The sequence below is a fragment of the Njordella calcicola genome, from assembly GCF_056494125.1.
Map to the genome: position 1 here is coordinate 2448448 of NZ_CM151396.1, position 23882 is coordinate 2472329.

Consider the following 23882-nt stretch of genomic DNA (forward strand, 5'->3'; position numbering starts at 1 on the left):
CGATTGGCGTAACCGGGCGGCGACGGTTGACGGTGACTTCAATTGCCGCGTGAATCGCCGCTCCGGTTCACGCCTTTGTTCTGCCGCCATTGTTCGGCATCCGCTCCCAGCCCTTTTCAGGATAGAGTCGGCTGGCCAAAACCTGAAACCGCCAATTCAATTCCCGAACCTGATTTGGACATTGTCCCCAATAGACTCCTTCGCCGTCAATGTGTGAGGCGTGAGCTGCAATCAATATGGATATCAAATCATAGCATTGCCTTTCTGGCAAACAGATCAAACCTTCCGTCCGCGAAAGGCGTTTTGCTTCATTGCGTTGCTCATCGTTCGCCGCAAGCGTGAGTATTTCGGTGGCGTGCTTGATTGATCCATCCGGCACCAATTCCAAATATCGTTCAACGGCCGAACGCGTGCTGTCCGTGCGGTACAGCAAACCATTAGCCTTGGCGCTAACCAAGTCCGACAATCGTTGTGGAGCTAAGTAAACGACTTGCTGTTCCCACGCATCTGCATCTTTTGGGGTCTTGGTGGCGGTGTGTTCTGAAAGGCATTCAACCTCAGCAAGCCCCTTGATACACGTGAACTGACCAGGCGTAAGACCAATATGAATTGAAGCGGACGACAAGTCGCCCCAGTTGCCACCTCGTTGTTTTCCTGCGGAAAGATGGATGACCTCGAACAGTCGGACGGCGGGATTCGGGCGGACTAAACCGATATCGGTTTGCGACTCGAATCCAACAAAGAACCCGAATGGTGCGAATAGTTCAGCGATTCTTCGTTGGCGAAACATTGAGGTGGCATGATAGGCAGAAAGAATCCATGTAAGTCGTAGGATTGGGGTGGGAGCCATTCGATTAGAATCTGGCGGCTCGGGCCCGTGATCTTGGGTCGCGTTAACTCAACCACTGTCACATTCTTCCAACCCCAAACCCTACGGACTTACAAAGATGATCATTCTCGCTCTGGACCTCGGTAAATTCAAGACCATGTGCTGCTTCCTCAATACCGACACCCGCAAACACTCATTCCGGACCGCTACCACTGAGCAAAAATATCTGACCACTTCAAACACGACACCGTCCAGCACCGCCTAGTGCGGACCCGCATGCTAGGTGTTGTGAGAGAGGTCCCGGGTAACCGGGCCTCTATCTCGACCGCATTGTTCGCTGTTAGAATCGCAAGTGCTTGCCGGTCTCCCAATCAAGCATCGAGCCGAAAACGATAGTCGCGATGTGAATTGTTGAGCAGCTGTCCCAGTATATGCCATGAATGTCACCTCGCGGCTTCGATTGATCCCAATATGCAACCCGCAAACCCTTCTCGTGTACATGAAAGGCGTGATACGATCCGCAGATGCGGTCAGGTCGTCGGCCGATGACAACATACTCGTGGGCCGAAGAATTCCATTGCCAGTACACGTTACGACTTCCAACTTCGTCTCCGATAATGACCGTGGTCTCTCCTCTTCGTAATTCTGCCGGCGGAAAGAAGCCTCTAGTTACCAAGGAGTAATGATCTGGAGCATCAACTACCTCGAATTCGCACTTGCTTGCTCTGAACAAATTGCCGAATTCGATCTTCGTACCATTATCTGGGCGAAAAATGAAGAGGGATGATGAATCGCACGTCATAACGAATCGGTTCAACCGGCGGCGTTCTCGGCCGCATTTCAACTCATTCATCTAATTAATCAGCGAACGTCACGCATCACCGCGGTCGCGGCGAGTGATGCTCCATGGAAAAAACGGCCGATCCGAGACTCCTGTGTATGCGATGGTTCGTCGCTTGCTTGGACGGCGCGCGACTGACATGATTATTGAAGTATCTTCCGGAGTTGCGGACCGCAACCTAGCGAACGCATAAATTCGGATTTGAGACGGGGTGTGAGTAGGGCCAATGCCCAAGACCGACTATGAGCCCCGTCATCGAATCGCAATTGTTCAACATACACGACATGGAAAAGCGAGTTCATCTTTGGGAACGAATTTGCGATAACCCGGTCTGCCATCTGAAAAAACTCTAGAACCTCATTTGTGCAGTGCCCGTCGATTGCAGCCTGGGTTTCGTGTCGTAATCGAAGAAAAGCAAGGTGCGTGCGCATGTTGCGTGATTCTCCGACAAGCTCCTGCTGAAGACCCGGAAAACGTTTTGTCGCCCATTCAAGAAATGCTGTTCTAAAGCTCATGGGTCTGTTAGTGGACGAACGCCTGGCATCACCGAGCCCGAGCGCTTGACTCTACGCAAGTCAAAAACGGCAGGTCGAGGGCTCCGTGTGTATGCCTCTGTTCGGCGATTCTATGGAATTTGTTCGTCGATGTGTTGGCAGCGTTCCGCGCCAGTATCATGGAATCGATCTAGGTATTCGTCAGGCGTCAAGTTCGATTTTCGCATAAGCGAAAAAACCTCCGTTCCGTGTTGCAAGCACGGCCCATCGCAATCGAATATGTTGAAGGAAAGCGCATAGTCAAGCCGCTCTGTCGTTTCGTCTTCGTAATCCTGTGCAGAGAGTAACTCGGCGGTTGCGATTGCATCCTCAGCGGTTTTTCCACGAACGATCAAGATTCGCTCTTCGAAGTGAGTTTGGCCTGTGGTTCGAGTATGTCGATACAGCAAACGTACGCCATACCATGGTTCATGTTCGCTCATAATTTCTTTCTCGACGCACGATTGAAATCACCGAGTTCCGTGAGTGCACTATTCTAGCGAATTCGACGAACCACCGGAAATTCGGTGCAGTTTTTGGTTCGTCGCGTTCTATCGTCTGACGATTCGCACAGACATCGTCTTAGGGAAAGGGAAGGCTATATTACACCTCCGACATCATGTCCAGCAGCGTTCTTTATCCAAATCGTGCCATCAGGATAGTCAAACCTGTACAGATTCCCGTCGTTGCATTTCTGTAAGCGTACATCAGAACCAGTGGGTTTTTAGTCGGCGGGGGCTTGATTTGGAGGGTAGGGTTTGATAACGGCGACCGATGGGGTTGCCGAAACCTCTATGCCAGGAACCTACAGCATGACTCGTGATCTTTCCAAGTCCCAACTCTGGGCTCAACGACTCCTACGTTTTCAGTCGTCGGGTCTTAGCATCGCTCAGTTCTGTCGAAATGAAAACCTTTCGTTCCATGTCTTCAACTATTGGAGAAAGAAGCTTCACTCCAGTCCAACAGCCCTTAATCCTAATCCAACAACTCTTAGCGCAACGTCACCAAGCCAAACGCAATCCGATTCAAGCAACAATACGCTTCACTTCACCATCGAAACACGTGGCATCAAGATCCTTTGCCGCTCTGATTCCTCCAGCGCTGTCGAGACTTTGTTGACATGGGCCGCTCGACAGCATGACTCCGGCGATCATCTAGACGCCGGTTTCCAGCAACTCATTGTTCGCAATTAGCCATCCGCAACTTATTGAGTCCGTCTATGCTCGCTGTCGCCTCAACCACTCGGGTCTACCTCTACATGCAAGCGGTCGACATGAGACGTTCCTACGATGGCCTGCACGCCATCGTCCAAGCCAACTTTCAACGCGATATTCGACTTGGTGATTATTTCATGTTCATCAATCGTCGTCGTGATCGCGTCAAGATACTCTGGTGGGATCGAGATGGGCTCGCCATCTTCATGAAAAGATTAGAAGCTGGTACCATCCAGGTGCCACTTACTTCAAGCCAGTCCAAGAGCCTAGTCATTGATCACGCTCAGCTTTCCATGTTGCTCAGTGGCATCGATGTCTCCAACATCAAGCGTCGAAAACGATTCTCGGTGCAGGCTCATGTTAGCAACAATACTACCTCGTCATCAGGCTTGTAAAATCTCTTTATCAAGTTACTCTTTTTTGAAGATATTGCGGAACCACTTTAGGGCTTCATGCGTTCAATAAGTATGCAAGACGCGACCTCGAATAATCATCCATCTGACAAGCCTCTCTCGGCAATCGAATTGCTGCAGAAAGAGAACGAGCAACTCAAGGCCAAGCTCCAATGGTTCGAGACAGAGTACCGCAAGTTGGCAGCGATGCTTGCCAACATGCACAAGAAAAAAGAGAAGCATATTTCGCCCGGTGCGACTCCTTGGCTCCCCTTCGATTCGCAAGAAGAACTTGAGCAAGCTCGGCAAGAAGCGGAGGCCGAAGCACAAAAGGTTCTGGATGACGCTCAATCCAAAAGCACGCCCAAAGCCAAGAAGAAACGCAATGAATCGCTCCCGTCGCACCTTCCTGAAGTGAAGGAACTTCGCGATGTTCCAGAGCAAGATCGCATCTGTCCAGAGCATGGTCCCATGGCGATGATCGGTGTCGATAGGACCGAAACCTTGGTTTATGAACCAGCCAAGCTTTATAAGCGAGTGATCGAGAACCCCAAGTATGGCTGCCCATGTTGCAAAGAGCATGGAATCGTTTCTGCCGAGCGACCAACCGGATTGGTTGAGGGTAACAAATACGATTCGAGTATCGGTGCGGTGGTGGTCGCTCAGAAGCTTGACTTGCATCTTCCGCTGTATCGTCAGACGGATGTCTTTGCCAGCAGTGGTTGGACGCCCAGTCGTTCGACATTGCAGAATCTGATGGTGCAAGTGGACTTTGCGTTGCTTGGGTTCTTCATGTTCATGGCCAGGCGTGTGCAGAAGGACTCCGCAGTCGGACTGGATGAAAGCAGTTGTCGAATGCTGATGCCAGAGGAGGAGCCGAAGGTTAAACCCGGTGACCTGAAGACGCAGCGGTTGATCGAGAAGATGCGTGAAGCGAAAGGCAAGGGTGAAGATAGCTTGATAGGGAAGATGTGGGCTTATCGGGGTCTAGATCAAGCGCCCTATAACATCTTTGACTTTCGGATATCGCGTCACCGGGATGGCCCGGATGAATTCTTTCGAGAGAGTCGCTGTATTATTCAAGGTGATTGTTTCTCAGGAAATGAAGCCGTGGTGCTTGATAACCGCGATCGCTTGCAGTTCGCGGCTTGTTGGGCGCATGCGCGTCGTAAGGTTTACGAGGTGTCCAAGGAGAATCCGTATCGGCAAAAGCTGTTGGATATGCTGCAGGGGCTTTACGATGTGAACGCGCGCGAGCAGGGGATGAATGCGGAATCACGAGTGGAGCATCGTCAGCGTTATGCGGTACCGTTGTTGGAGGCGATGAAGAAGTACATTGATAGTTTGGATGAAGGGCAATTGTTTCCCAAGTCGGACATGGCAGGAGCGTTGGGATATATCCGTAACCACTGGGATGCTCTGACGATCTACACGGCGCATGGCCAGATTCCGATCGACAACAATCGCGTAGAGCAGTTGATGCGTCAGGTGGCATTGGGACGGAAGAACTGGTTGTTTGTTGGCAACGTGGAATCTGGCGAGCGGGTGGCTAGGTTGATGAGCATTGTGAGCAGTGCCAAACGTCACCACTTGGATGTCTGGCAGTACTTGAAGGACATTTTGGATCGCGTACTAGCAGGCGAGACTCAATACGAGAAACTTTTGCCGGACGTATGGAAGCAGGAGCATCCCGAAGCGATTCGCGAGTACCGGGCAGAGGAAAGCCGCTATAAATCAGACCGCAAGCAGATAACACGAGCCCGCAGAATCATCTCCGCCAAGCTCAAGCGACAGCAAACCCAGGGCCAATCCAACTAACCCCAACAACTGGTTGTGGTAGACGCTTACAGCAGATCATCCACTTCTGTCCTTTTCCAACTCGCACTCAGTTGTGTCAGATCTAGCCATTGGAAGCACTGGCGACATTCGATTTCCGACCTGATAAAGAATAGCCCCTATCGTAACGTACGTCGCAGTTGCAAAAGTCAATTCGACGAGGCTTGTAGTAAACTCTTTATTGGCGATTTCGAATGCAACGTACGCGAGATTGATCAACGGAAGAAGGATAAAAAGGCCTGCAAGGATGCGAAGCATAGATGCAAAAAGTTGCCAGATACGAGTAAAGCGAGACTGATTCATTAGCAAGTGGCGATTCCCACTTCGAGGTCCGTCGAGATGTTGCAGAGGCATCAGTGTGACTGACACGTAAAGTAGAAGAATGTGCAATAGACTCTAATCGTCGGTTCTTCGTGGAATTTAGTGGGTAGGTGCGTAGATTTGGCCGTTAGCGTATTCTTTGTCTATGAAAGAAGCAACTACTACTCACTATCATGCGTTACTTGGTTTGGACGACAACTGGAGCGTGCAATCGGTTGATTTTCGCCCTGCTGAGAAGGCCGTAGACATTCACATCAATCATACCGGAACAACTCTGCGTTGTCCTCGCTGTGATGCCGCCTGCTCACAAGCCGATCTTGCCCCTGAGCGAACTTGGAGGCATTTGGATACGATGCAATTTGTGACTCGCATCCACGCCTTGGTTCCCAGAAGCAAATGCTCTCAGTGCGGCGTGTTGACCATAGCGATTCCATGGGCCCAAAGGCACGGACGTTTTACGCTTATGTTTGAACAAGTTGCCATTGAAGTCATTCAAGCTTGCTCATCGCTCTCAGCGGCCGCTAAGCTACTGGGAATAGATTGGGCGGCAACTAATGGCATCATGCAGCGTGCGGTGGAGCGTGGGCTCCAACGCCGAAACATGGACGAAATTGAGCATGTTGGTATCGATGAAAAGAACTTTGGTAAAGGGCAGGATTACGTTTCGGTCTTGACCGACTTGGATCAGCACCGCGTGCTAGAAGTTGTTCCTCAGCGGACGCAGCAGTCTGCAGAAAAGCTATTAAAAACCTTGCCCGAACCACAAAGAGCGAAGATCAAAGCGGTTGCCGCTGATATGTGGAAGGCATTCCTAGCTGCCATCAGGGAAGTGTATCCAAACGCTGCTATTGTGCACGACAAATTCCACGTCAGTAAGTACCTTGGAGAAGCAGTTGATCTTGTCCGCCGCCAGGAGAGTCGATTGCTTGCCGAGAGAGGTGATGAGCGACTCAAGGGCACTAGGCAACTACTGCTATTTGCACGTGAGAAATTGTCGGAGGCGGATCGAAACTATCTCTACCAGTTGCAGCATTCGGACATCAAAACAGGTCGAGCATGGTCGCTTAAGGAGAATTTCAGGCACTTCTGGGAATGTACCGATCGAGACACTGCTGAGATGACGTTCGCTGGCTGGTACGGATGGGCCACACGCTGCCAAATCAAACCGATGGTGAAAGTCGCCAAGATGCTCAAGAGGCACTATGAGGGTCTTATGGCCTACATAGACCATCGAATAACCAACGCGATCAGCGAAGGCTTCAACAGTCGTATCCAATCCATCAAAAGTTCAGCTCGCGGATTTCGCAACTTCGACAACTACCGTACTCGGATCCTGTTCTTTTGCGGTAAACTCAACCTCGACTTGGAAATCCCTTAAACACTAAATTCCACGAAGAACCTAATCGTCTAATAAGGCAGGTTGAACCTCGCCAGTGCGAAGTAATGATAAATCTTGCTGGATAACGACGGGATTCAGCGAGTGCGAGCGGTTGACTCGACGCAAGTCAAAACGCGTGACCGAGCACTTCGTCTGCAGTCCTTTGTTCGTCGATTGTACTATGTCGATCTCGGTGGTGCATAGGGATTTTTATTGCAATTCTCATCCGATTGTGGTGCCATCGAATCGGAAGGTTCCGCCGTTGGTTTTCGCGTTCGAAAGAGATTCACAAATCCGTGCACGTTTCCAATCGCGAGTCCAGCGAGCAAACCAAATCCACCCATACCGCCAACAACCTCATGAAGATAGTAGCTTTCATTGTCTGCGAGGTAGGCACCGTAGCAGGCGCCAACAAACATCATGCCGGTTACCCACCATATGATCGGTTGTCCTTGGATCCGCTTCCGCGGCGAGTCTTTCGTAATTGCTTTGTGCAAAGCGAATGCGATGGCGAATATCATCGAGGCCATGATAGCGGCAATGGAAATCGCAGAAATGCGATCGATCATCGTTACCGCTGGATTGGGCAACATGGTGTCTCTCGACGAACGCTAACGGTAACGGGGTCGCCGCCAAAAAGCTATGATCTTAAATCCCGCACTATCGGCGGCTCCCGTTCACGTACGCCCAACATGGGCGTGAGTTTGTGGGGTGCGGAGCTCGCGAGAGTTCTCAGTCCCCTGTGTTTAGTTCCGATTTTCTTACAGGAGTCAGTATACCAAATGAATAGCTCGTAAGAAACAGACACGAGGCGAAGGCAACTGCGACCCGGGCGACTGGGCGTGGGAAGGAAGCCTGCGAAACCATGGGTAAGCGCCGAGTCTGTCGACCGCCATCAGTGCGTCACTACCCCACTCGGATGGTTTCTCGCCAAGACCTGCGAGGTTACGTACAGAAACCGCATAGAGGCCGGTCGCTCTAGCCGAGCGTGCTTGAGAACGCGAAGGCAAATCGGAAACGGAGGATTGGTAGATGCGGAGCTTGTGCAGGGATAATTCACGCTCTTATTTGGGGAGATCTGCCGATGTCCCTGCCTGAAAACGTAGGTCCTTGCGACCGAAACTCAGGGCGTTGCAAAGGCGACTTTGCTCGCACATCAGCAGAAGTCAGCAGCGGCCGTAGTATGAAGCTTCTAACACCAATAGAAATCAGAAGGGCCAAACATCTTTTATTAAGGAAGAACCATTCATGATCTCACTACGCAAGCAACACATACAAGCTAGTCGACTGTCCCCACGGGAAGCGGCACTACAAAGCCCCGTGCTCTGCCTGAATCTCAGTCCCGAGATCAATCGGAAGTGACGATCATGAAGAAGACAGCCTTAAACTTATTCACAAACGATCTAATGGAACAAATTGTTGACGAGCGAAACGTCCTACAGGCGTGGCGAAAAGTCAAGGCGAACAAAGGGGCCCCAGGTCCCGATGGAATCACACTGAACGAATTCCTCACAAGCTTTCGAACTCAGTGGCCTACGATCCGTCAACAGTTACTCGATGGCACCTACGCTCCGCAACCAGCGCGGCGAAAGTCTATCCTCAAAAACGATGGCGGCCAACGTCACCTTGGCATTCCCAATGTCATGGACCGATTGATACAGCAAGCCATCCTCCAAGTTCTCACGCCAATCTTCGATCCACACTTCAGTGAATCGAGTTTTGGCTTTCGACCAAAACGCTCTGCTCATGGAGCCATTAAACAAGTCCAAGCTCATATCCGATCTGGATACCGACAATGTGTCGATATGGACTTGTCCAAATTCTTCGATCGCGTCCAACATGACGTGCTGCTTGCAAGAGTCGCACGCAAAGTGAAGGACAAACGCTTACTGCGTCTGATCGGAAGGTATTTGCGTGCAGGGGTCATGGTCGATACCTCGTGGCAACCATCGCACGAAGGCACGATGCAAGGCGGCCCGCTTTCACCCTTACTGGCGAACATCTTGTTAGACGATTTTGACAAGGAGCTAGAAAGCCGCGGGCTGCGCTTTGTACGGTATGCGGACGACTTCCTGATCTTTACCAAGACTCAGCGAGCGGCCCAGCGCGTCTTCGTTTCGGTGCAGCGATACTTAACTTGCAAGCTCAAGCTAGTGGTGAACCAAGACAAGAGCCGTGTTTGCAAAACCGATGGGTTGGAGTTCCTCGGATACCAGTTCAGCGGTTATGGCGGACAGTTGCGAGTGAGCCCCAAGAATGTGACCAAATTCAAAGAGCGAATTCGAGAGTTAACACGTCGAACGTGGAGCGTCTCGATGTCAGATCGCTTGAAATGGTTAGGTTACTATCTTCGGGGCTGGACCGGTTACTTCTGCCTGATCCCAATCAAGAGTTTCTTTAGCGACCTGGATAAATGGGTTCGCCGTCGCTTGCGGTCATGCTACTGGAAGCAGTGGCGGAAGCCGTCAGCGCGCATAAGGAACTTGATGCAAATGGGATTAGAACGAAACGACGCGGTTCCATTCGGTTCTAGCTCGCGAGGCGCCTGGTTCATGTCTGGCTGTCAAAGTCTGCAAAGCACTTTGACCAACGCCTATCTATCAACAACCGGCTTGGTAAGTCTATTAGAAGTCTGGAACAGGCTTGCTCTTAAAAGATGAAACGCCTAGTGCGGACCCGCATGCTAGGTGTTGTGAGAGGGGTCCCGGGTAACCGGGCCCCTATCTCGATCGCATGGTTACCCATTCGGCTCGGCGGGATTTGGCGTTGTCGGTTGCCCGTTCCACGTCACAGGGATTTTAGTCGATTGGTGGTATCGTGTGTCCTTTACCGATCCCTTATCAATGATGAACTCGATTACGTATTGGGATGCTTGGGCATCGTAATCAAATTCGCCGACGGGTACGAAGATTGATCCGGTGTACCATCGTGCCACGACAGGAAGTCTTTTCTTGAGCAGGTCACGGCCCGTTGTTGGTTTGCCAGCGACTTGAGCTTCAATTTCGCGCAGAAATAGTTTGTCGTCTGAAATCGAGAATGTCGCCACATAGCCGCGCCAGTTGGCGGAGGAGGTGACGTCAAATGCAGGCATCGGCTGATCGCCGTCCGATTTCCAATCATTACTGTGCCATAGGCCGAGCATTGGCTGTTGCTCAATCCCGTACGTGCGTCCGCTCAGCACGAGCCGATCAAGCGCCTGCTCGGTTGCGTTTACGGCAGCGGTTGCGACTACAGCGACGGCTAGGGCCAGAAGTGTTTTCATTTTCTAGTGGGTAAAGAATCCATGTAAGTCGTGGGTTTGGGGTGGGAGCCATTCGATTAAAATCTGGCGGCTCGGGCCCGTGATCTTGGGTCGCGTTAACTCAACCACTGTCACATTCTTCCAACCCCAAACCCTACGGACTTACAAAGATGATCATTCTCGCTCTTGACCTCGGTAAATTCAAGACCATGTGCTGCTTCTTCGATACCGACAACCGCAGATACTCATTCCGGACCGCTACCACTGAGCAAAACTATGTGACCACTTCAAACACGACACAGTCCAGCACCGCCTAGTGCGGACCCGCATGCTAGGTGTTGTGAGAGGGGTCCCGGGTAAACGGGCCCCTATCTCGATCGCGTTGTTCGTCGATAACTGAGATGGTACGATCATTTTGCTATCGATGCTGGAGTATATGGCGGGGTTTAGCGTCTGCGTGAGGGATTGAAGAGATTAAAATCAAGGCCCGTCAATAAAATGAGAGACAGCAATTTCACCTGTCGCAACATCGCCGTCTAGGATTACAGCGATGTTCCAAAATCTAGTCATCAGAAGCCCTGCACTGTTTCGTCTATGACAGCGCACAAAGTCAACATTTTCATATACTCGTCCTTTGTCCGCGAAGGTCGTCATCTCTTCGAACCTTGACTTTCTTTCGATCGTGCACCTAAATCCCTCGGCCTCCATCGCGCGTTCGATTTCATTTAGAGACATCCCAGAGCGAATAAGATTAGTGATAGAAACTCGCATTTGGTCTGGACCATCAAATCGTTTTGTTGTTGATGTCGTTGCACACCCGAGAACTACCGAGAGTGATAGAAGAAGTAGTGAGCCTAAATGCAAAGTCGTCATGCCTGTATTCGGTCCTTCGACGAACGCCACGCGTCACCGGGTACGCGCGAAAGACTCAAAATCAATAAACCGGCTGACTCGCGTACTCCGGTGCACGCGATTGTTACCCGCCGTCTTGCCCGTGCGTCGGCGAACACCAGCACGTGAGCATGGCTATCCCAGGAGCCCGTGCGTCAGTCGACGTCAAGCTCAATTCTTCGTTAACACCGCCAGCGACGATCCATCGGTAACCCATTCGCTGTGCAGTAAGTATCACGTCAAACACCATTGCGGTCCAGTCAGCAGCGTCGTGCTTGATTGCGAATTGAAGCTTGTGCCCTGCCTTTTCGTATGGTTCGATTTCAAGGTCGTGAAAATTTGCTTCGGCCAATGTCTCAAGTTGGGCGGCAATCTTCGCAGACTTGTCGCGCGTTTTGGCGTCAACGTAAACAGTCCAAAAGCATTCCATCACGATGCCGAGTCAAGTTGATGCGTTTCAGTCGGGTAACGACTAAGTTCACCGGCCCACGAGGTTGTGATGTACTAAAGCTGGACACCGCCGGGAAGTGGGCCGGTGCAACGCATTGTTCGTCTGTGTTTCAGTCAAACAAGTGTGTTCCAATCGCAACCGCGCCGATAGAAGATACCAGACGTAATTGTTCATCGATGTGATATTCAGGAATCTTCCTGGTTTGTTCGACAACGATTAAGCCCGCAAGTGAACGATCATGTCGTTTCATCTGAACGACAGTAAAACATGTAGTTCCAGTTTTGTAATAAGCGCCTATACTTCTTGCATAAATCTTCTTAACCGCATTAGGCACGGTATCTCTAAGATCAGACCGGCCATGTTGAGCAATCAACCTGTGGCTGGTATGTGATTCGTTGTTGGACGCAATTTCGAATAAAGTGGTCGACTTGGCCTCAACGAGGGTTGAAATACATTTTACCATTCGATCGCCCAGTTCAGTTACGGATTCTGAAATGCGTATTGCATCCAAAGACATTGGTAAAGTCTCGAACTGTAGTTCGTTCAATAATGGAACTGGTTTCCAGGCTATGGTAATCCACGAAAATGCCTCACAACAGGGACACACCGAGTCCGATGGTGGGTCTGGAACAAGTACAAAGCTGATCGAACCGCAGATTTTGCATTTCAGCGGCTCGCCCTCTGGCGTACGTGTTGCAATTACCATTTTACAGACGAACGACCCCGATCACGGGGACCGAGGAGTAGAGTTTGATTTCAGAACCGACTGCGCCGAGGTCTCCCGTGCATGTACGCCCAACATGGGCGTGAGTTTGTGGGGTGCGGAACTCGCGAGAGTTCTCAGTCCCCTGTGTTTAGTTCCGATATTCCTACAGGAGTCAGTATACCAAATGAATAGCTCGTAAGAAACAGACACGAGGCGAAGGCAACTGCGACCCGGGCGACCGGGCGTGGGAAGGAAGCCTGCGAAACCATGGGTAAGCGCCGAGTCTGTCGACCGCCATCAGTGCGTCACCTACCCCACTCGGATGGTTTCTCGCCAAGACCTGCGAGGCTACGTACAGAAACCGCATAGAGGCCGGTCGCTCTAGCCGAGGGTGTTTGAGAACGCGAAGGCAAATCGGAAACGGAGGATTGGTAGATGCGGAGCTTGTGCAGGGATAATTCACGCTCTTATTTGGGGAGATCTGTTGCGCGTACCTGGGAGTAAGCATCATCGGCTGAAAGCCAGGACGGTCTGGAGTAATCCAAAACCGTGCCAACAGAAGTCAGCAGCGGCCGTAGTACTGAACTTCGAAGTCCAATCGAAACAGGAAGGGCCAAACGAATCTTGTTAAGGAAGTACTAGCCATAACCTCGAACCGTCCGAAACACATAGAAGCTAGCTTGCGCATTCCCACGGAAGCCGAGCATCACAAAGCCACGTGCTCTTTGGAGTCTCAGTTGAGATCAATCGGAATCGGCGGCCACGGCAAAGTCAGCCTTAAGCTCAGGGTAGGAACCAGACCGACGCGAGCGGATGCCACCTCCAATGTCACCCGCCGCCAACTCGCTCTGCACCTCCGATACCGCGTTTACCAGCGAGGTTCGAACCGCCGGATGCGGACCCGCATGTCCGGTGGTGTGAGAGGGGTCCCGGGTAACCGGGCTCCTATCTCGATCGCTTGGTTCTGCTCGTCACTTCCTGACGATGTTCAGAACGATCGCGGTTATTGAGAATGCGACCGCGAAAGTACAGTGTAGCATGATGAGGATTGGTCCTGGAGGATGATTTAGCACTTCAGAAAAAAAGAAAGTAAGCCAGCCAGCGTTCCAAAGCACGCTGCCAGTCCAAAACCAATTGTTGTTTAAACGATTTACGCCGACAGCAATCAGCAGCCAACATAACCAAACGAGGCCGCCGGGAATGAAAATAATCCAGACCAATGACGGCAGAAAAATGACGCCTGTCGCCGCCAACAAACCAGACATCCACCTTATTGTTCGAAGCGGAGGTGTCACCAGGCTGGGAGTTACGGACAGAACCGAGATTGGCGATTCGTAAGGGTTATGAGTCATCCGGTCAATGGATTCTCATGAAAGGGAAAGCAAATGATGAGGTCAATCAAGTGAGCAGAACTATATTAATTCACAGGCACAAGTATAGGATAAATCACGTTGGCTGGGAAATATCGATACTCAGTATCGCGCTAATGGGATTATCACTATACCAATGTGAGTGTATGATAACGAGGCAAATTTTGACAGTCAATCAGTTTACTGAGGTATTGAGGAATGTCTTTAGGACGCTATAAAGCTGCCCTTCGCGAACAAAATACTCACCGCGATCTCTTGATTTGGTTTCCGCGATGGTTGCAAAGCTATGCAAGCTTTATCGGTGTGGATCCCGCTCAGACCATCCCAATTAGCCACGATCATGTCCTTCAGTTCCTGCGTTCGCTGCTAAAGAAGAAGATTCAAGCTTGGCAGAGGTTGCAGGCAGTCAAAGCAATCGAAGCTTATCGCAACTTCGTCTTGCAAACGTCGCATCCGGATCTGACTTACTTTGTTACCAAACTGTACGAGGGAGTCCGAAAGCTCTTATGTTATTTCCGCTGCATCTTCATTTAGATAAGCGGCATCGCGAACGGCGCGGACTTCGTTCCCGTGGGTGACACCGCTGGTGTACTTATACTTTTATTAGGGAGCGAGTATGACGGATGGTTTGTGTTGGACAGGCGGGTTCGGTTTCGTGTTGAGTGTGGCTTGCCAAGCGAACAGGTTGCAACGCATGGCACGAGCTTTCTATTTTACAGAGGCTGAATGCCGCCGTGTTGTAGCTTGAAGCGGCACGAAGGGGCATTTTTAAGGATTTTTTTCGTGGTTCTGCCTGGAGCGTGGGATGTAGGCTGGTAACCAGTAAAGCCAAGCACTGCGATTAACCGCGTTTGCAACGCTATGTGTTTGTGATGGTTGGTGACGCGGCCCGATGGGCACGCGGTTAAACGAAGAGGGTGCGGGCTCATCTGGCTATCGCGCGTGCAAATGCTGCTCCCTCCCCGGTCGCTCGCGGTACTCGCGGCCGACCCTCCCAAGATGAGAGGGTGAAGAAGATGCGGGATCATCTGGTGCGTTGGCGTTGATATGCTGCTCCCTCCCCGGACGCTCGCGGTACTCGCGGCCGACCCTCCCGAATCGGGAGGGTGAAGAAGATGCGGGATCATCTGGTGCGTTGGCGTTGATATGCTGCCCCCTCCCCGGACGCTCGTGGTACTCGCGGCCGACCCTCCCGAATCGGGAGGGTGAAGAAGAAACGCGTACGCCTACGGCTGACGGTTAAACGAAGAGGGTGCGGGCACATCTGGCTATCGCGCGTGCAAATGCTGCTCCCTCCCCGGACGCTCGCGGTACTCGCGGCCGACCCTCCCAAGTTGGGAGGGTGAAGTGGGAACGCGTACGCCTACGGCTGACGGTTAAACGAAATCGATGCGAGATCATGTGGTGCGTTGGCGTTGATATGCTGCTCCCTCCCCGGACGCTCGCGGAACTCGCGGCCGACCCTCCCGAATCGGGAGGGTGAAGAAGATGCGGGATCATCTGGTGCGTTGGCGTTGATATGCTGCTCCCTCCCCGGACGCTCGCGGTACTCGCGGCCGACCCTCCCGAATCGGGAGGGTGAAGAAGAAACGCGTACGCCTACGGCTGACGGTTAAACGAAATCGATGCGAGATCATGTGGTGCGTTGGCGTTGAGATGCTGCCCCCTCCCCGGACGCTCGCGGTACTCGCGGCCGACCCTCCCAAAGGAGGGTGAAGAGGGTGCGGGATCATCTGGAGCGTTGGCGTTGATATGCTGCCCCCTCCCCGGTCGCTCGCGGAACTCGCGGCCGACCCTCCCGAATCGGGAGGGTGAAGTGGGTGCGCGATCATCTGGAGCGTTGGCGTTGAGATGGTGCCCCCTCCCCGGTCGCTCGCGGAACTCGCGGCCGACCCTCCCGAATCGGGAGGGTGAAGAAGAAACGCGTACGCCTACGGCTGACGGTTAAACGAAAACGATGCTGGATTAATTGGTATGTGGGCGTTGAAATGACGCTCCCTCCCCGGACGCTCGCGGTACTCGCGGCCGACCCTCCCGAATCGGGAGGGTGAAGAAGAAACGCGTACGCCTAGCGGCTGACGGTTAAACGAAATCGATGCGAGATCATGTGGTGCGTTGGCGTTGAGATGCTGCCCCCTCCCCGGACGCTCGCGGTACTCGCGGCCGACCCTCCCGAATCGGGAGGGTGAAGAAGATGCGGGATCATCTGGTGCGTTGGCGTTGATATGCTGCTCCCTCCCCGGACGCTCGCGGTACTCGCGGCCGACCCTCCCGAATCGGGAGGGTGAAGAAGAAACGCGTACGCCTACGGCTGACGGTTAAACGAAATCGATGCGAGATCATCTGGTGCGTTGGCGTTGATATGCTGCTCCCTCCCCGGACGCTCGCGGAACTCGCGGCCGACCCTCCCAAATCGGGAGGGTGAAGAAGATACGCGGATGACTGCGTCTGAACGAAGACCGGCTGAAGCCGGGACTACGAACTAAGACCGCCTGAAGCCGGGAGTAGGGCCATAGGCCCCCAGTCGGCTTGTCCGACTGGAGCATGAGCGGTGCATAGCTACGGAGAGCTGCTTTAGGCAGCGGCACAAGGCCGCTGGGGGCGGACCGATCTGGGCTGGCTCTCATCTGCCTTAGCTGTCGGCCTTGTGTTCCAGTCGGACAAGCCGACTGGGGACAGAATGCTCCATACGGCAAGTGCCACCGAGCGGTAAAGATTCGGAGTGCCGTAGGCCGGAACAAGCAAAGCCAGCGCCGGAACATCGGTCGCTTAAAACTAGTCGACGTTACTGACGCAATCGAGTATTGCTTGATTGGCTTGGCGCAGTTCCGGCAATAGCACAGCGACCTTGTCACCGGCCTACGGGACCTCTCGAAGGAGGGTGAAGAGGGCGGGCGGCACACGGAGTGTGACTGCTACTAACGCGAACGACTCCAGATGTATTCCAAGAGGTCAGCCGCTTGCTGGGCCGTCAAGCTGTCGAGCAGGTTCTCTGGCATCAGCGAGGTGGCGGATTCCTTGCGCTCTTGGATATCTTCCATGGCGATCTCAAGCGTTTGGCCGTTGGCGTCCCGCAACTTGAGCCGTTGCTGATTTTCTTCAATCAAAAGGCCAACAATGACGTTATCGTCAGTAGTCAACACTTGCTGCGACCGAAACTGAGGGTGAATCAACGCGGAAGGTGATACAATCTGCTGCAACAAATCAGCTTTGGACCATTCACGCACCGAAAGCTTGGTTAGCTGCGGTCCGTAATCACGTCCATTGCCCTCGAGCTGGTGGCAGGCGTTGCAGTTTCCGGTACCGTTACGAAAAAGTTCGCGGCCTTGCTCAAGCTTGCCACTCAAACCAAGCACCATCGCAAGATCAAAGTTTGCTCCCAAACGTTGTGGCCGCTGATCCTTTGCCGCGTAGGGTTCTAACAGTTCTCGCAGCGGACCGTCGCTGTGCATGACTTGCCTTAGGATGTCTTTGCGAAGCCAAGGCACGATCGTATGGGTCGCGTAAGCGTTGGCCAAGACCATCATTCCGGTGTGCGATTGCGCTAGCATGGTGGCGGCCTGCAAGCGATCTTTGGTGGAAACAGAGCTGGTCGATGGAGCTTCTAATGCGTTGACGGCATGCCGCAGCAAGGGGTCGCGTGGTATCGAGGCAATCCACTGTGAGATCAGTGCCACGCCTTGCGAATCCACTCCTTCGGCTCCCAATTGCGGCATATGTCCCGAGCCCGCTTTCGCCATACGTAACCACAGTACGGACTTGGTTGGATCGCCAGCCGCGATGACTTGCATATCCGAAAGACCAAGTCCGCCACGCATAGGCAATTCGTCGATGGCTTCCATTTCACGAGCTGTCTTCAGATAGCTGAGGTCGAAACTGGTGGAAGCGTTCCCACCTCGCAAGTGGCAGTGCGCACAATTGGCATGCAGATACGCTCGCGCGCGCTGGTCCAGTGAAGCTTGCGGGTCGCTGCTGCTGGCCAATCCACGGTAGTTTTGCTCATGAGCAAACCGACTATCCTCGGCCAAATGGATAACATCGGCATCGATCAACTGACGCCAACTGTCTTGCGGTTGCAGCGGTCGCCGAAGCTGCTCTTCCACAAAGCCAATGGTTTCGCCGACCCAAGGCGTGTGGCAAATTCGACATTGTGTGCGTGAGGCGAACGTCCATCGCAGCTCGCGCTGGCCTTCGATGTTCGCGGTGTCGGCCACGTTCAGTACTGCGGTATCACCGTCTTTGGGAACTAGATAGGCGTCGCTTTGATCATCGGACCAGCGATATGAGTAGTACTGCAGATTACCAGCGTCGTCCTTAAGTGCAATTTGCGTTTCGATACGCTTCTGGGTAACGCTGCCTGCTTCGATGACTTGGATTTGATATGTTTTGGCTAGTACCCCGTGCGTTGGCAATCGTACCTTCGTCATGTACCAATTGAACATTGCTTGGGGAGAACTGTAGAATGTGGTCGCCGATTGCTCTGGCATGGCGACGTGATAAGTTGCGGTGGCATGATCCATCCACATCGGTTCATTGATTTGATATTCGTAGACGCCTGGCGCTGGGGTGCAGGTAAAAGTATCAGCAAAGAGTCCCGTTTCGCTGAGCTTCTGCGGGAACGGTGTTTCCGATCGTCGGGTGGTAGCATTTCGAACCAAGCGATAGATGCCCGAAGGTTGGTTGGCCTCGTTAAGGTCCAACACTAGCAGTTCGCCTTGATGGTCTGTCTCAAAGCAGATTGGTTTGACTTCGCTTTCCGCGATCTCGATGGGTTGTAAGGCGGTCGGACCAGAGCGAGCGATCTTCCAAAATTTTCTGGTGACCCAATCCCCGCAGACATAATACCCAGCTAGTTCGGGAAGTGCGGTTCCGTAATAAAACATTCCGCCCGTGATCGAAGCTGCGATGGAGTGCGGCAATTCTACGTCAGGTGCTACGATGGGAGTTGGTCCCAAGCGACCAGGCTTTGCATCGCTGCTGCCTTCTTTTACGCTCCAACCGTAATTCGCGCCGCTTTGAATACGCAGGATAAGTTCCCAGGTTTCCCAGCCAACATCGCCCGCCCAGAGCTCTCCGCTGACGGGATCAAAACTCATACGAAAAGGGTTCCGTAAGCCGTAGGCGTAAACCTCGGGGGCCGCATCTGGAAGATTTAGAAAAGGATTATCCGAAGGAATGGAGTAGGGCTGTTCTTTGGTAGCAGAACGGACATCAATCCTCAGGATCGAAGCGTACAGGTCAGACAAGTCTTGCCCAGTATCACGTCCATCCGGTGGATTTGCATCTCCGAGATCGCCGATCGAAATATACAAATTGTTGTCGGGTCCGAAAGCGATGGTGCAGCCGTTGTGTCCACCGCCATCGCATTCCAAAATATTGAATTCCGAAGAGGGGTCGATTGAAAAATGCTGGTGCGAAGGCGTTGTAAAACGACTGATGTACGTTCTAGCTCCCTTGGGCGACTCGATCACATAGCACAGGTAGAGGTAACCGTTTGAAGCATACTCTGGGTCAAACGCGCTACTATACAGTCGAGGTGAACTTGGGCCTGAGTCGGGAAAGTTCGCTGCATGCAAAGGACGTTGGGCGTTAAGGTCCCACAAAAGTGTTGCTGGCTGGTCATGCTGCAGATCGTCGTATGAGTAGATCTTGCCCAAATGCTCAAGCACTAGCAACGACGAGGAATTAGGAATCTTGTGAAGCGAAATCGCTCCCACAAACTCCAGTTCGGGGTGCGCTCGTTCCCAAACGTAAGGCAGCGGTGGTTCAGGGGAACCTATCAATTTGGAAGTCGACCATGGCTCGCGAGCCTCGCTGTCGTTCAACGGAAGAACGGTAACAAGCCCAAAGATTACGGCCAGCATCAAACTGCGACAATTCACAGACAAGTCGTAAAGCGGAGGCAGATGTGGAAACATTCGCGCAATCATGTCGTACAGCAGGAAGGGGATGACGGACTAGCTTGCAGGCATTCAACATTAACGACTAGAATAGCAGGTTGTCACAGATTTTGACACATAATACTGATACTGGCTCCCGAGAAGAGTTGTCGGCGGCTTCATGAAATCAACCATTGAGGGAAAAGCGTGTGGACCGACTTTACTGGTTAAAACTCTTGGCTGCCCTGATTGTGGTGCTTGGCGGCAAGCTGCCGATCGCGCACGCTCAGCCCAGCAGAAATGCGGTGACTGCAGCAGATGTCGAAGCGGCGATGGCTGCGGCTGGCAAATACTTGCTGGGACAACAGGACCCTGCGACGGGAAAATGGGCTGGCTACGAAGGCAATGGTACGGGCCAGACCGCCCTGGTCGCGCTAGCGCTGGTCAACGCTGGCTATGACCCTAGCCATCCGAAGATCACTTTGGCGCTTGAGCATCTAAGGCGTTTGGAGCCGGTGCGTACTTATGAAACTTCGTTGCAAGTGATGGTCTTCTGCGCAGCGTCGCCCAAACGTGACTTTGAAAGAATCCGGCGGTTGGCCAAGAAGATTGAAGATGGCCAACAGACCGATGACGGCTGGAACTATGTATTGAACGAAGGCAATCGTGGTTCGAGTGGTTCGGATCAATCGAACGCCCAGTTCGCGGCCCTCGCGTTATGGGAAGCTCAGCGGGTTGGCGTCGCGGTCAAACAAGAGACGTTGCGACGTATCGCGAAGTATTGGCGTGATCGACAAGCTCGCAACGGCTTTAATGATCCAACGACAGGGGCTTGGTCCTATAAGAGCGGTAACTACAGCGGTTCGATGACCTCTGCAGGAATTGCTTCATTGCTGATGGCTGAAGAGGCCGCCAACGTCGCTGATGTTTCGATCCAGAATGACCAGATCGCATGCTGTGGTCAAGAAGACAATAAGGTACCGGATGCGGAGTTGGGCTTGCGTTGGTTAGCAAGAAACTTTCGCACCGACGATAATCCGGGCAGCACAGGCTACTGGATGTATTATTTGTACGGTGTCGAACGGGTTGGTCGGTTGACAGGCCAGCGTATGATTGGCAGTCACGATTGGTATCGAGAGGGTTGTGAATCGATTTTAGCGCGGCGCGACTCGTTGAAAGGGAACTTTTTACCGATCGATGGAACTCATCCGATAACGAACACTGCACTGGGCTTACTTTTCCTCGCAAAGGGCAAGCGTCAGATTGTCATTGCACGTGCTAGGCTGCCTGAGGATTCGATTGCGGGGCTGGAAAGCCAATACTCATTTCCAAAGCACAATCACTCAATCAATAATTTGAATGGACATTTAGAGCTTGCGTGGAAGCGAGATTTAGCATGGCAAAGCGTGCCGTTAGTTGGCTCCCAAGTGACGGATCTGCTAGAGAGCCCAGTTCTTTTTATCAGCGGCTCGAAAGCATTACAACTTGATGAGCCAACGAAAGCCACCTTAAAGGCCTATGTAGAACAAGGCGGCTTTATTTTTGCAGAAGCTCGACATGGTAATGGATGCGATGGGACTGCGTTTGATCAATTCTTTCGCGAGTTGATCGCAGAACTCTTCGATGCTCCGCTAACGAAGCTCGATGCCACACATGCAGTATGGAATGCACAAGTGCCCATCAACGTTGAGAACCTTCCGCAAGACTTTTGGCTGTATGGTGTAGAATCTTGTTGCCGCACTGCCGTCGTTTATTCTCCTATTTCGTTAGCATGTCGTTGGGAATTGAACAAAGCGTATGGTTTGCCATTACAAGCTAGCCCCAAGGTGCTCAACGAATTGAACGAAGCGATTGCTGTTGGGATCAATGTGGTCACGTATGCAACTGGACGGCAATTGAAGGACCGGCTTCAAACTCCCCAAGTTGTTTTGGACAAGACGCAGAAGATGGAGATTCAACGAGGGACGTTGCGTTTGCCGCGGTTGCGACATCCAGGTGGCGATGACCTGACGCCGCAAGCGATCCCGCGCTTGCTGTCGGCTCTGCAAACCAGTGTCCCCACTCAAATCGATACCACATCCCCGCTGCTGACGCCAGGAAGTGCGGAACTGAAGCAGGTAGCGTTACTATACATGTCCGGTCGAGAAGCGTTTCAGTATTCACAGGCTGACCGCGATGCGCTGCGTGAGTATTTTATGAATGGTGGCATCATGATTGGTGACGCGGTTTGTGCAAGCCAACCTTTTGTGACCTCACTCAAAAGCGAATTGGAAAAGATTCTTCCGGAAGCGCGCTGGGAGACGGTCGCCCCCACCGACGATATGTTGACCAACGAATACGGTGGTTTTGACATTCGAAACGTGACCATTCTAGATCCTGGCGCTGAAGGTAGCCCCGTTGGTTTAACCAAACGGGAGGGGCCACCAGTCATCGAACGGCTCATTTACAAACAGCGAGCGGTCTGTATCTTCTCGCCTTACGACATCAGTTGTGCTCTGGAGTCGCGTGGTTCGACGCAGTGCTTGGGCTATATTCGTGCCGATGCTGCGAGAGTTGGAATCAATATGATCATGTACGCACTCATGGAGTAGTTTGTTGACAGTTGTAAACCAATCAAGTCACGTTATGTTGAACGATCGCTCGTGCATTTTAGCATTGGAAAGCACTTGTGATGAAACGGCCGCGGCGGTGATTCGTATCGATGGGCAAGTGCTTGGCAGTGCCATTGCAACTCAAGAGATGTATCACACGGATTTTGATGGTGTGGTTCCGGAAATTGCTGCCCGAGCTCATCTAGAAAACTTTCTGCCGGTGCTGCGCAAGACTCTACAAGACGCAAACGTAGCTATTGACGATATTGCTGCCGTTGCAGTGGCGACCCAACCTGGCTTGCCGGGTTCGTTGCTGGTTGGTTTAGCGACCGCAAAGGGATTGTGTTTAGCTTGGGACAAGCCGCTGGTTGGCGTGAATCATTTGCATGCCCATATTTATGCCTGCTCCTTACAACGCGATGCGCCGGTTTTTCCATGCGTAGGTTTGATCGTCAGCGGCGGGCACACGCATCTTTATGAATGCCAAACAGCTTCGAAATGGCAATTGCTGGGACAGACCATTGATGATGCTGCCGGCGAGGCTTTTGACAAGATCGCGGCCATGCTGGGAATTCCCTTTCCCGGCGGACCTTTATTATCGAAGCTGGCTGAACAAGGAGATCCGACGGCATATCGTTTTCCCAGACCGCTGTTGCAAGACAAACTGACGCTGAATTTTAGTTTTTCAGGTCTGAAGACTTCCGTACGCTACACGATCGCTGGCGGTGCAGAGAACGAGCCTGACGCAGATCGGTTGTCGCTGCAGCAGAAGGCCGACATCGCAGCGTCATTCGAACAAGCAGTCGTGGATTGCGTTGTAGGAAAATGCAAGCTCGCTGTGCAGCGTAGTCAGCTTAAGCGTCTGTGCGTCGGCGGTGGAGTGGCTGCCAATCAACGTCTGCGAGATGCGCTAGCAGTGCTTTCGCATAAAATGAAGTTTGAATTGATCATTGCCGAGCGTTATCTGTGCACCGACAATGCCATCATGGGCGCGATCGCTTGGGAACGCGTGCGTGAGGGGGATTATGACGGCCTTGACTTGGACGTAACGCCCGGTTTAGTGCGTGGATAGGTCTGTTTCGCCCTGCAAAGGATGTTTTTTGGGCCAATCCAAGGGGTTTTTCACGTGGGGACGGGCTGTTTTTCGTCACTAAAAACGTTTACTTGGCCTTCCCATGTTGCTATATTAGCAAGGTAAGTGGTCGAGGTGCTTTGAGAATATCGAGCAATCCAACACCATTCCCGCCTTGATGCTGCTTCAGGCATCAAATCACTTCCTTCCTACTAAACAACGATTTCCTTCGACTTGTGCTTGTCACAGGCCGATTTCCAAGATCGCGATGCTCAGAAGCTACCATTCCTGCAGGGAACAGCGCTGGATGAGCCTCAAACCCAACAGTGAACTAATA

At 52.4% G+C, this 23882-nt stretch carries 17 protein-coding genes; 8 read left to right on the plus strand and 9 right to left on the minus strand.

Annotated features, from left to right (window positions below; translation table 11 throughout):
* Positions 1 to 67 precede the first annotated feature (67 nt).
* From SH302x_RS09215 to SH302x_RS09225, 3 genes are all read right to left on the minus strand, one after another.
* Positions 68 to 850 carry a hypothetical protein gene (locus tag SH302x_RS09215; protein WP_479368440.1) on the minus strand — a complete coding sequence of 261 codons (783 nt, stop codon included), beginning with the start codon at positions 848 to 850 and terminating at the stop codon, positions 68 to 70.
* Between the two features lie 963 nt (positions 851 to 1813).
* Positions 1814 to 2185, minus strand: coding sequence for a DUF7674 family protein (locus SH302x_RS09220; protein ID WP_479368441.1), 372 nt, complete (start codon positions 2183 to 2185; stop codon positions 1814 to 1816).
* A gap of 110 nt (positions 2186 to 2295) precedes the next feature.
* Complete coding sequence (locus tag SH302x_RS09225) at positions 2296 to 2646, minus strand: hypothetical protein (RefSeq protein ID WP_479368442.1); 351 nt, start codon at positions 2644 to 2646, stop codon at positions 2296 to 2298.
* Between the two features lie 369 nt (positions 2647 to 3015).
* On the opposite strand from SH302x_RS09225, the gene tnpA reads away from it, so the two are divergent.
* The 4 genes from tnpA to SH302x_RS09245 all read left to right on the plus strand — a co-directional run bounded on the left by tnpA (position 3016) and on the right by SH302x_RS09245 (position 7344).
* Positions 3016 to 3396: an IS66 family insertion sequence element accessory protein TnpA gene (tnpA, locus tag SH302x_RS09230; protein WP_479363620.1), complete on the plus strand. Its 381-nt coding sequence runs from the start codon at positions 3016 to 3018 to the stop codon at positions 3394 to 3396.
* A gap of 26 nt (positions 3397 to 3422) precedes the next feature.
* Entirely contained in the window at positions 3423 to 3812 is a 390-nt protein-coding gene (gene tnpB, locus SH302x_RS09235) for an IS66 family insertion sequence element accessory protein TnpB (RefSeq protein WP_479363297.1), read from the plus strand.
* A 72-nt stretch (positions 3813 to 3884) separates the two neighbouring features.
* Entirely contained in the window at positions 3885 to 5627 is a 1743-nt protein-coding gene (gene tnpC / locus SH302x_RS09240; protein ID WP_479363298.1) for an IS66 family transposase, read from the plus strand.
* Positions 5628 to 6111: 484 nt separating this feature from the next.
* The gene (locus SH302x_RS09245) at positions 6112 to 7344 is read left to right on the plus strand and encodes an ISL3 family transposase (protein WP_479363897.1); all 1233 of its coding nucleotides are present in this window, start codon (positions 6112 to 6114) and stop codon (positions 7342 to 7344) included.
* Between the two features lie 179 nt (positions 7345 to 7523).
* Here SH302x_RS09245 and SH302x_RS09250 read toward each other — a convergent pair whose 3' ends face one another.
* Complete coding sequence (locus SH302x_RS09250) at positions 7524 to 7937, minus strand: hypothetical protein (RefSeq protein ID WP_479368443.1); 414 nt, start codon at positions 7935 to 7937, stop codon at positions 7524 to 7526.
* A gap of 774 nt (positions 7938 to 8711) precedes the next feature.
* Between SH302x_RS09250 and ltrA the strand changes: the two genes are divergently transcribed.
* Complete coding sequence (gene ltrA / locus SH302x_RS09255; protein ID WP_479366201.1) at positions 8712 to 10004, plus strand: group II intron reverse transcriptase/maturase; 1293 nt, start codon at positions 8712 to 8714, stop codon at positions 10002 to 10004.
* Positions 10005 to 10081: 77 nt separating this feature from the next.
* Here ltrA and SH302x_RS09260 read toward each other — a convergent pair whose 3' ends face one another.
* From SH302x_RS09260 to SH302x_RS09275, 4 genes are all read right to left on the minus strand, one after another.
* On the minus strand, positions 10082 to 10606 hold the full coding sequence (locus SH302x_RS09260; protein WP_479368444.1) for a hypothetical protein: 525 nt from the start codon (positions 10604 to 10606) through the stop codon (positions 10082 to 10084).
* 955 nt (positions 10607 to 11561) lie between these two features.
* The gene (locus SH302x_RS09265; protein WP_479368445.1) at positions 11562 to 11909 is read right to left on the minus strand and encodes a hypothetical protein; all 348 of its coding nucleotides are present in this window, start codon (positions 11907 to 11909) and stop codon (positions 11562 to 11564) included.
* Between the two features lie 127 nt (positions 11910 to 12036).
* Positions 12037 to 12444 (minus strand): hypothetical protein, encoded by a 408-nt coding sequence (locus SH302x_RS09270; RefSeq protein ID WP_479368446.1) that lies wholly within the window; start codon positions 12442 to 12444, stop codon positions 12037 to 12039.
* Between the two features lie 1263 nt (positions 12445 to 13707).
* Complete coding sequence (locus SH302x_RS09275) at positions 13708 to 13902, minus strand: hypothetical protein (protein ID WP_479368447.1); 195 nt, start codon at positions 13900 to 13902, stop codon at positions 13708 to 13710.
* A gap of 299 nt (positions 13903 to 14201) precedes the next feature.
* Here SH302x_RS09275 and SH302x_RS09280 point away from each other — a divergent pair, with 299 nt between their 5' ends.
* Positions 14202 to 14537: a hypothetical protein gene (locus tag SH302x_RS09280; protein ID WP_479363624.1), complete on the plus strand. Its 336-nt coding sequence runs from the start codon at positions 14202 to 14204 to the stop codon at positions 14535 to 14537.
* Positions 14538 to 16921: 2384 nt separating this feature from the next.
* Here the strand turns inward: SH302x_RS09280 and SH302x_RS09285 are convergent.
* A complete protein-coding gene (locus SH302x_RS09285) occupies positions 16922 to 19933 on the minus strand; it encodes a PQQ-dependent sugar dehydrogenase (protein WP_479368448.1) in 3012 nt (1003 codons plus the stop codon).
* Between the two features lie 158 nt (positions 19934 to 20091).
* On the opposite strand from SH302x_RS09285, the gene SH302x_RS09290 reads away from it, so the two are divergent.
* Together SH302x_RS09290 and tsaD are read left to right on the plus strand one after the other, a co-directional pair.
* Entirely contained in the window at positions 20092 to 22473 is a 2382-nt protein-coding gene (locus tag SH302x_RS09290) for a DUF4159 domain-containing protein (RefSeq protein ID WP_479368449.1), read from the plus strand.
* A 34-nt stretch (positions 22474 to 22507) separates the two neighbouring features.
* Entirely contained in the window at positions 22508 to 23545 is a 1038-nt protein-coding gene (gene tsaD, locus SH302x_RS09295; RefSeq protein ID WP_479368450.1) for a tRNA (adenosine(37)-N6)-threonylcarbamoyltransferase complex transferase subunit TsaD, read from the plus strand.
* The last annotated feature ends 337 nt before the right edge of the window (positions 23546 to 23882 follow it).

Coding starts and splice junctions, on each gene's coding strand:
- SH302x_RS09215 (WP_479368440.1), bottom strand. CDS start 850: ATGGCTCCCACCCCAATCCTACGACTTACATGGATTCTTTCTGCCTAT.
- SH302x_RS09220 (WP_479368441.1), bottom strand. CDS start 2,185: ATGAGCTTTAGAACAGCATTTCTTGAATGGGCGACAAAACGTTTTCCG.
- SH302x_RS09225 (WP_479368442.1), bottom strand. CDS start 2,646: ATGAGCGAACATGAACCATGGTATGGCGTACGTTTGCTGTATCGACAT.
- tnpA (WP_479363620.1), top strand. CDS start 3,016: ATGACTCGTGATCTTTCCAAGTCCCAACTCTGGGCTCAACGACTCCTA.
- tnpB (WP_479363297.1), top strand. CDS start 3,423: ATGCTCGCTGTCGCCTCAACCACTCGGGTCTACCTCTACATGCAAGCG.
- tnpC (WP_479363298.1), top strand. CDS start 3,885: ATGCAAGACGCGACCTCGAATAATCATCCATCTGACAAGCCTCTCTCG.
- SH302x_RS09245 (WP_479363897.1), top strand. CDS start 6,112: ATGAAAGAAGCAACTACTACTCACTATCATGCGTTACTTGGTTTGGAC.
- SH302x_RS09250 (WP_479368443.1), bottom strand. CDS start 7,937: ATGTTGCCCAATCCAGCGGTAACGATGATCGATCGCATTTCTGCGATT.
- ltrA (WP_479366201.1), top strand. CDS start 8,712: ATGAAGAAGACAGCCTTAAACTTATTCACAAACGATCTAATGGAACAA.
- SH302x_RS09260 (WP_479368444.1), bottom strand. CDS start 10,606: ATGAAAACACTTCTGGCCCTAGCCGTCGCTGTAGTCGCAACCGCTGCC.
- SH302x_RS09270 (WP_479368446.1), bottom strand. CDS start 12,444: ATGTCTTTGGATGCAATACGCATTTCAGAATCCGTAACTGAACTGGGC.
- SH302x_RS09280 (WP_479363624.1), top strand. CDS start 14,202: ATGTCTTTAGGACGCTATAAAGCTGCCCTTCGCGAACAAAATACTCAC.
- SH302x_RS09285 (WP_479368448.1), bottom strand. CDS start 19,933: ATGATTGCGCGAATGTTTCCACATCTGCCTCCGCTTTACGACTTGTCT.
- tsaD (WP_479368450.1), top strand. CDS start 22,508: ATGTTGAACGATCGCTCGTGCATTTTAGCATTGGAAAGCACTTGTGAT.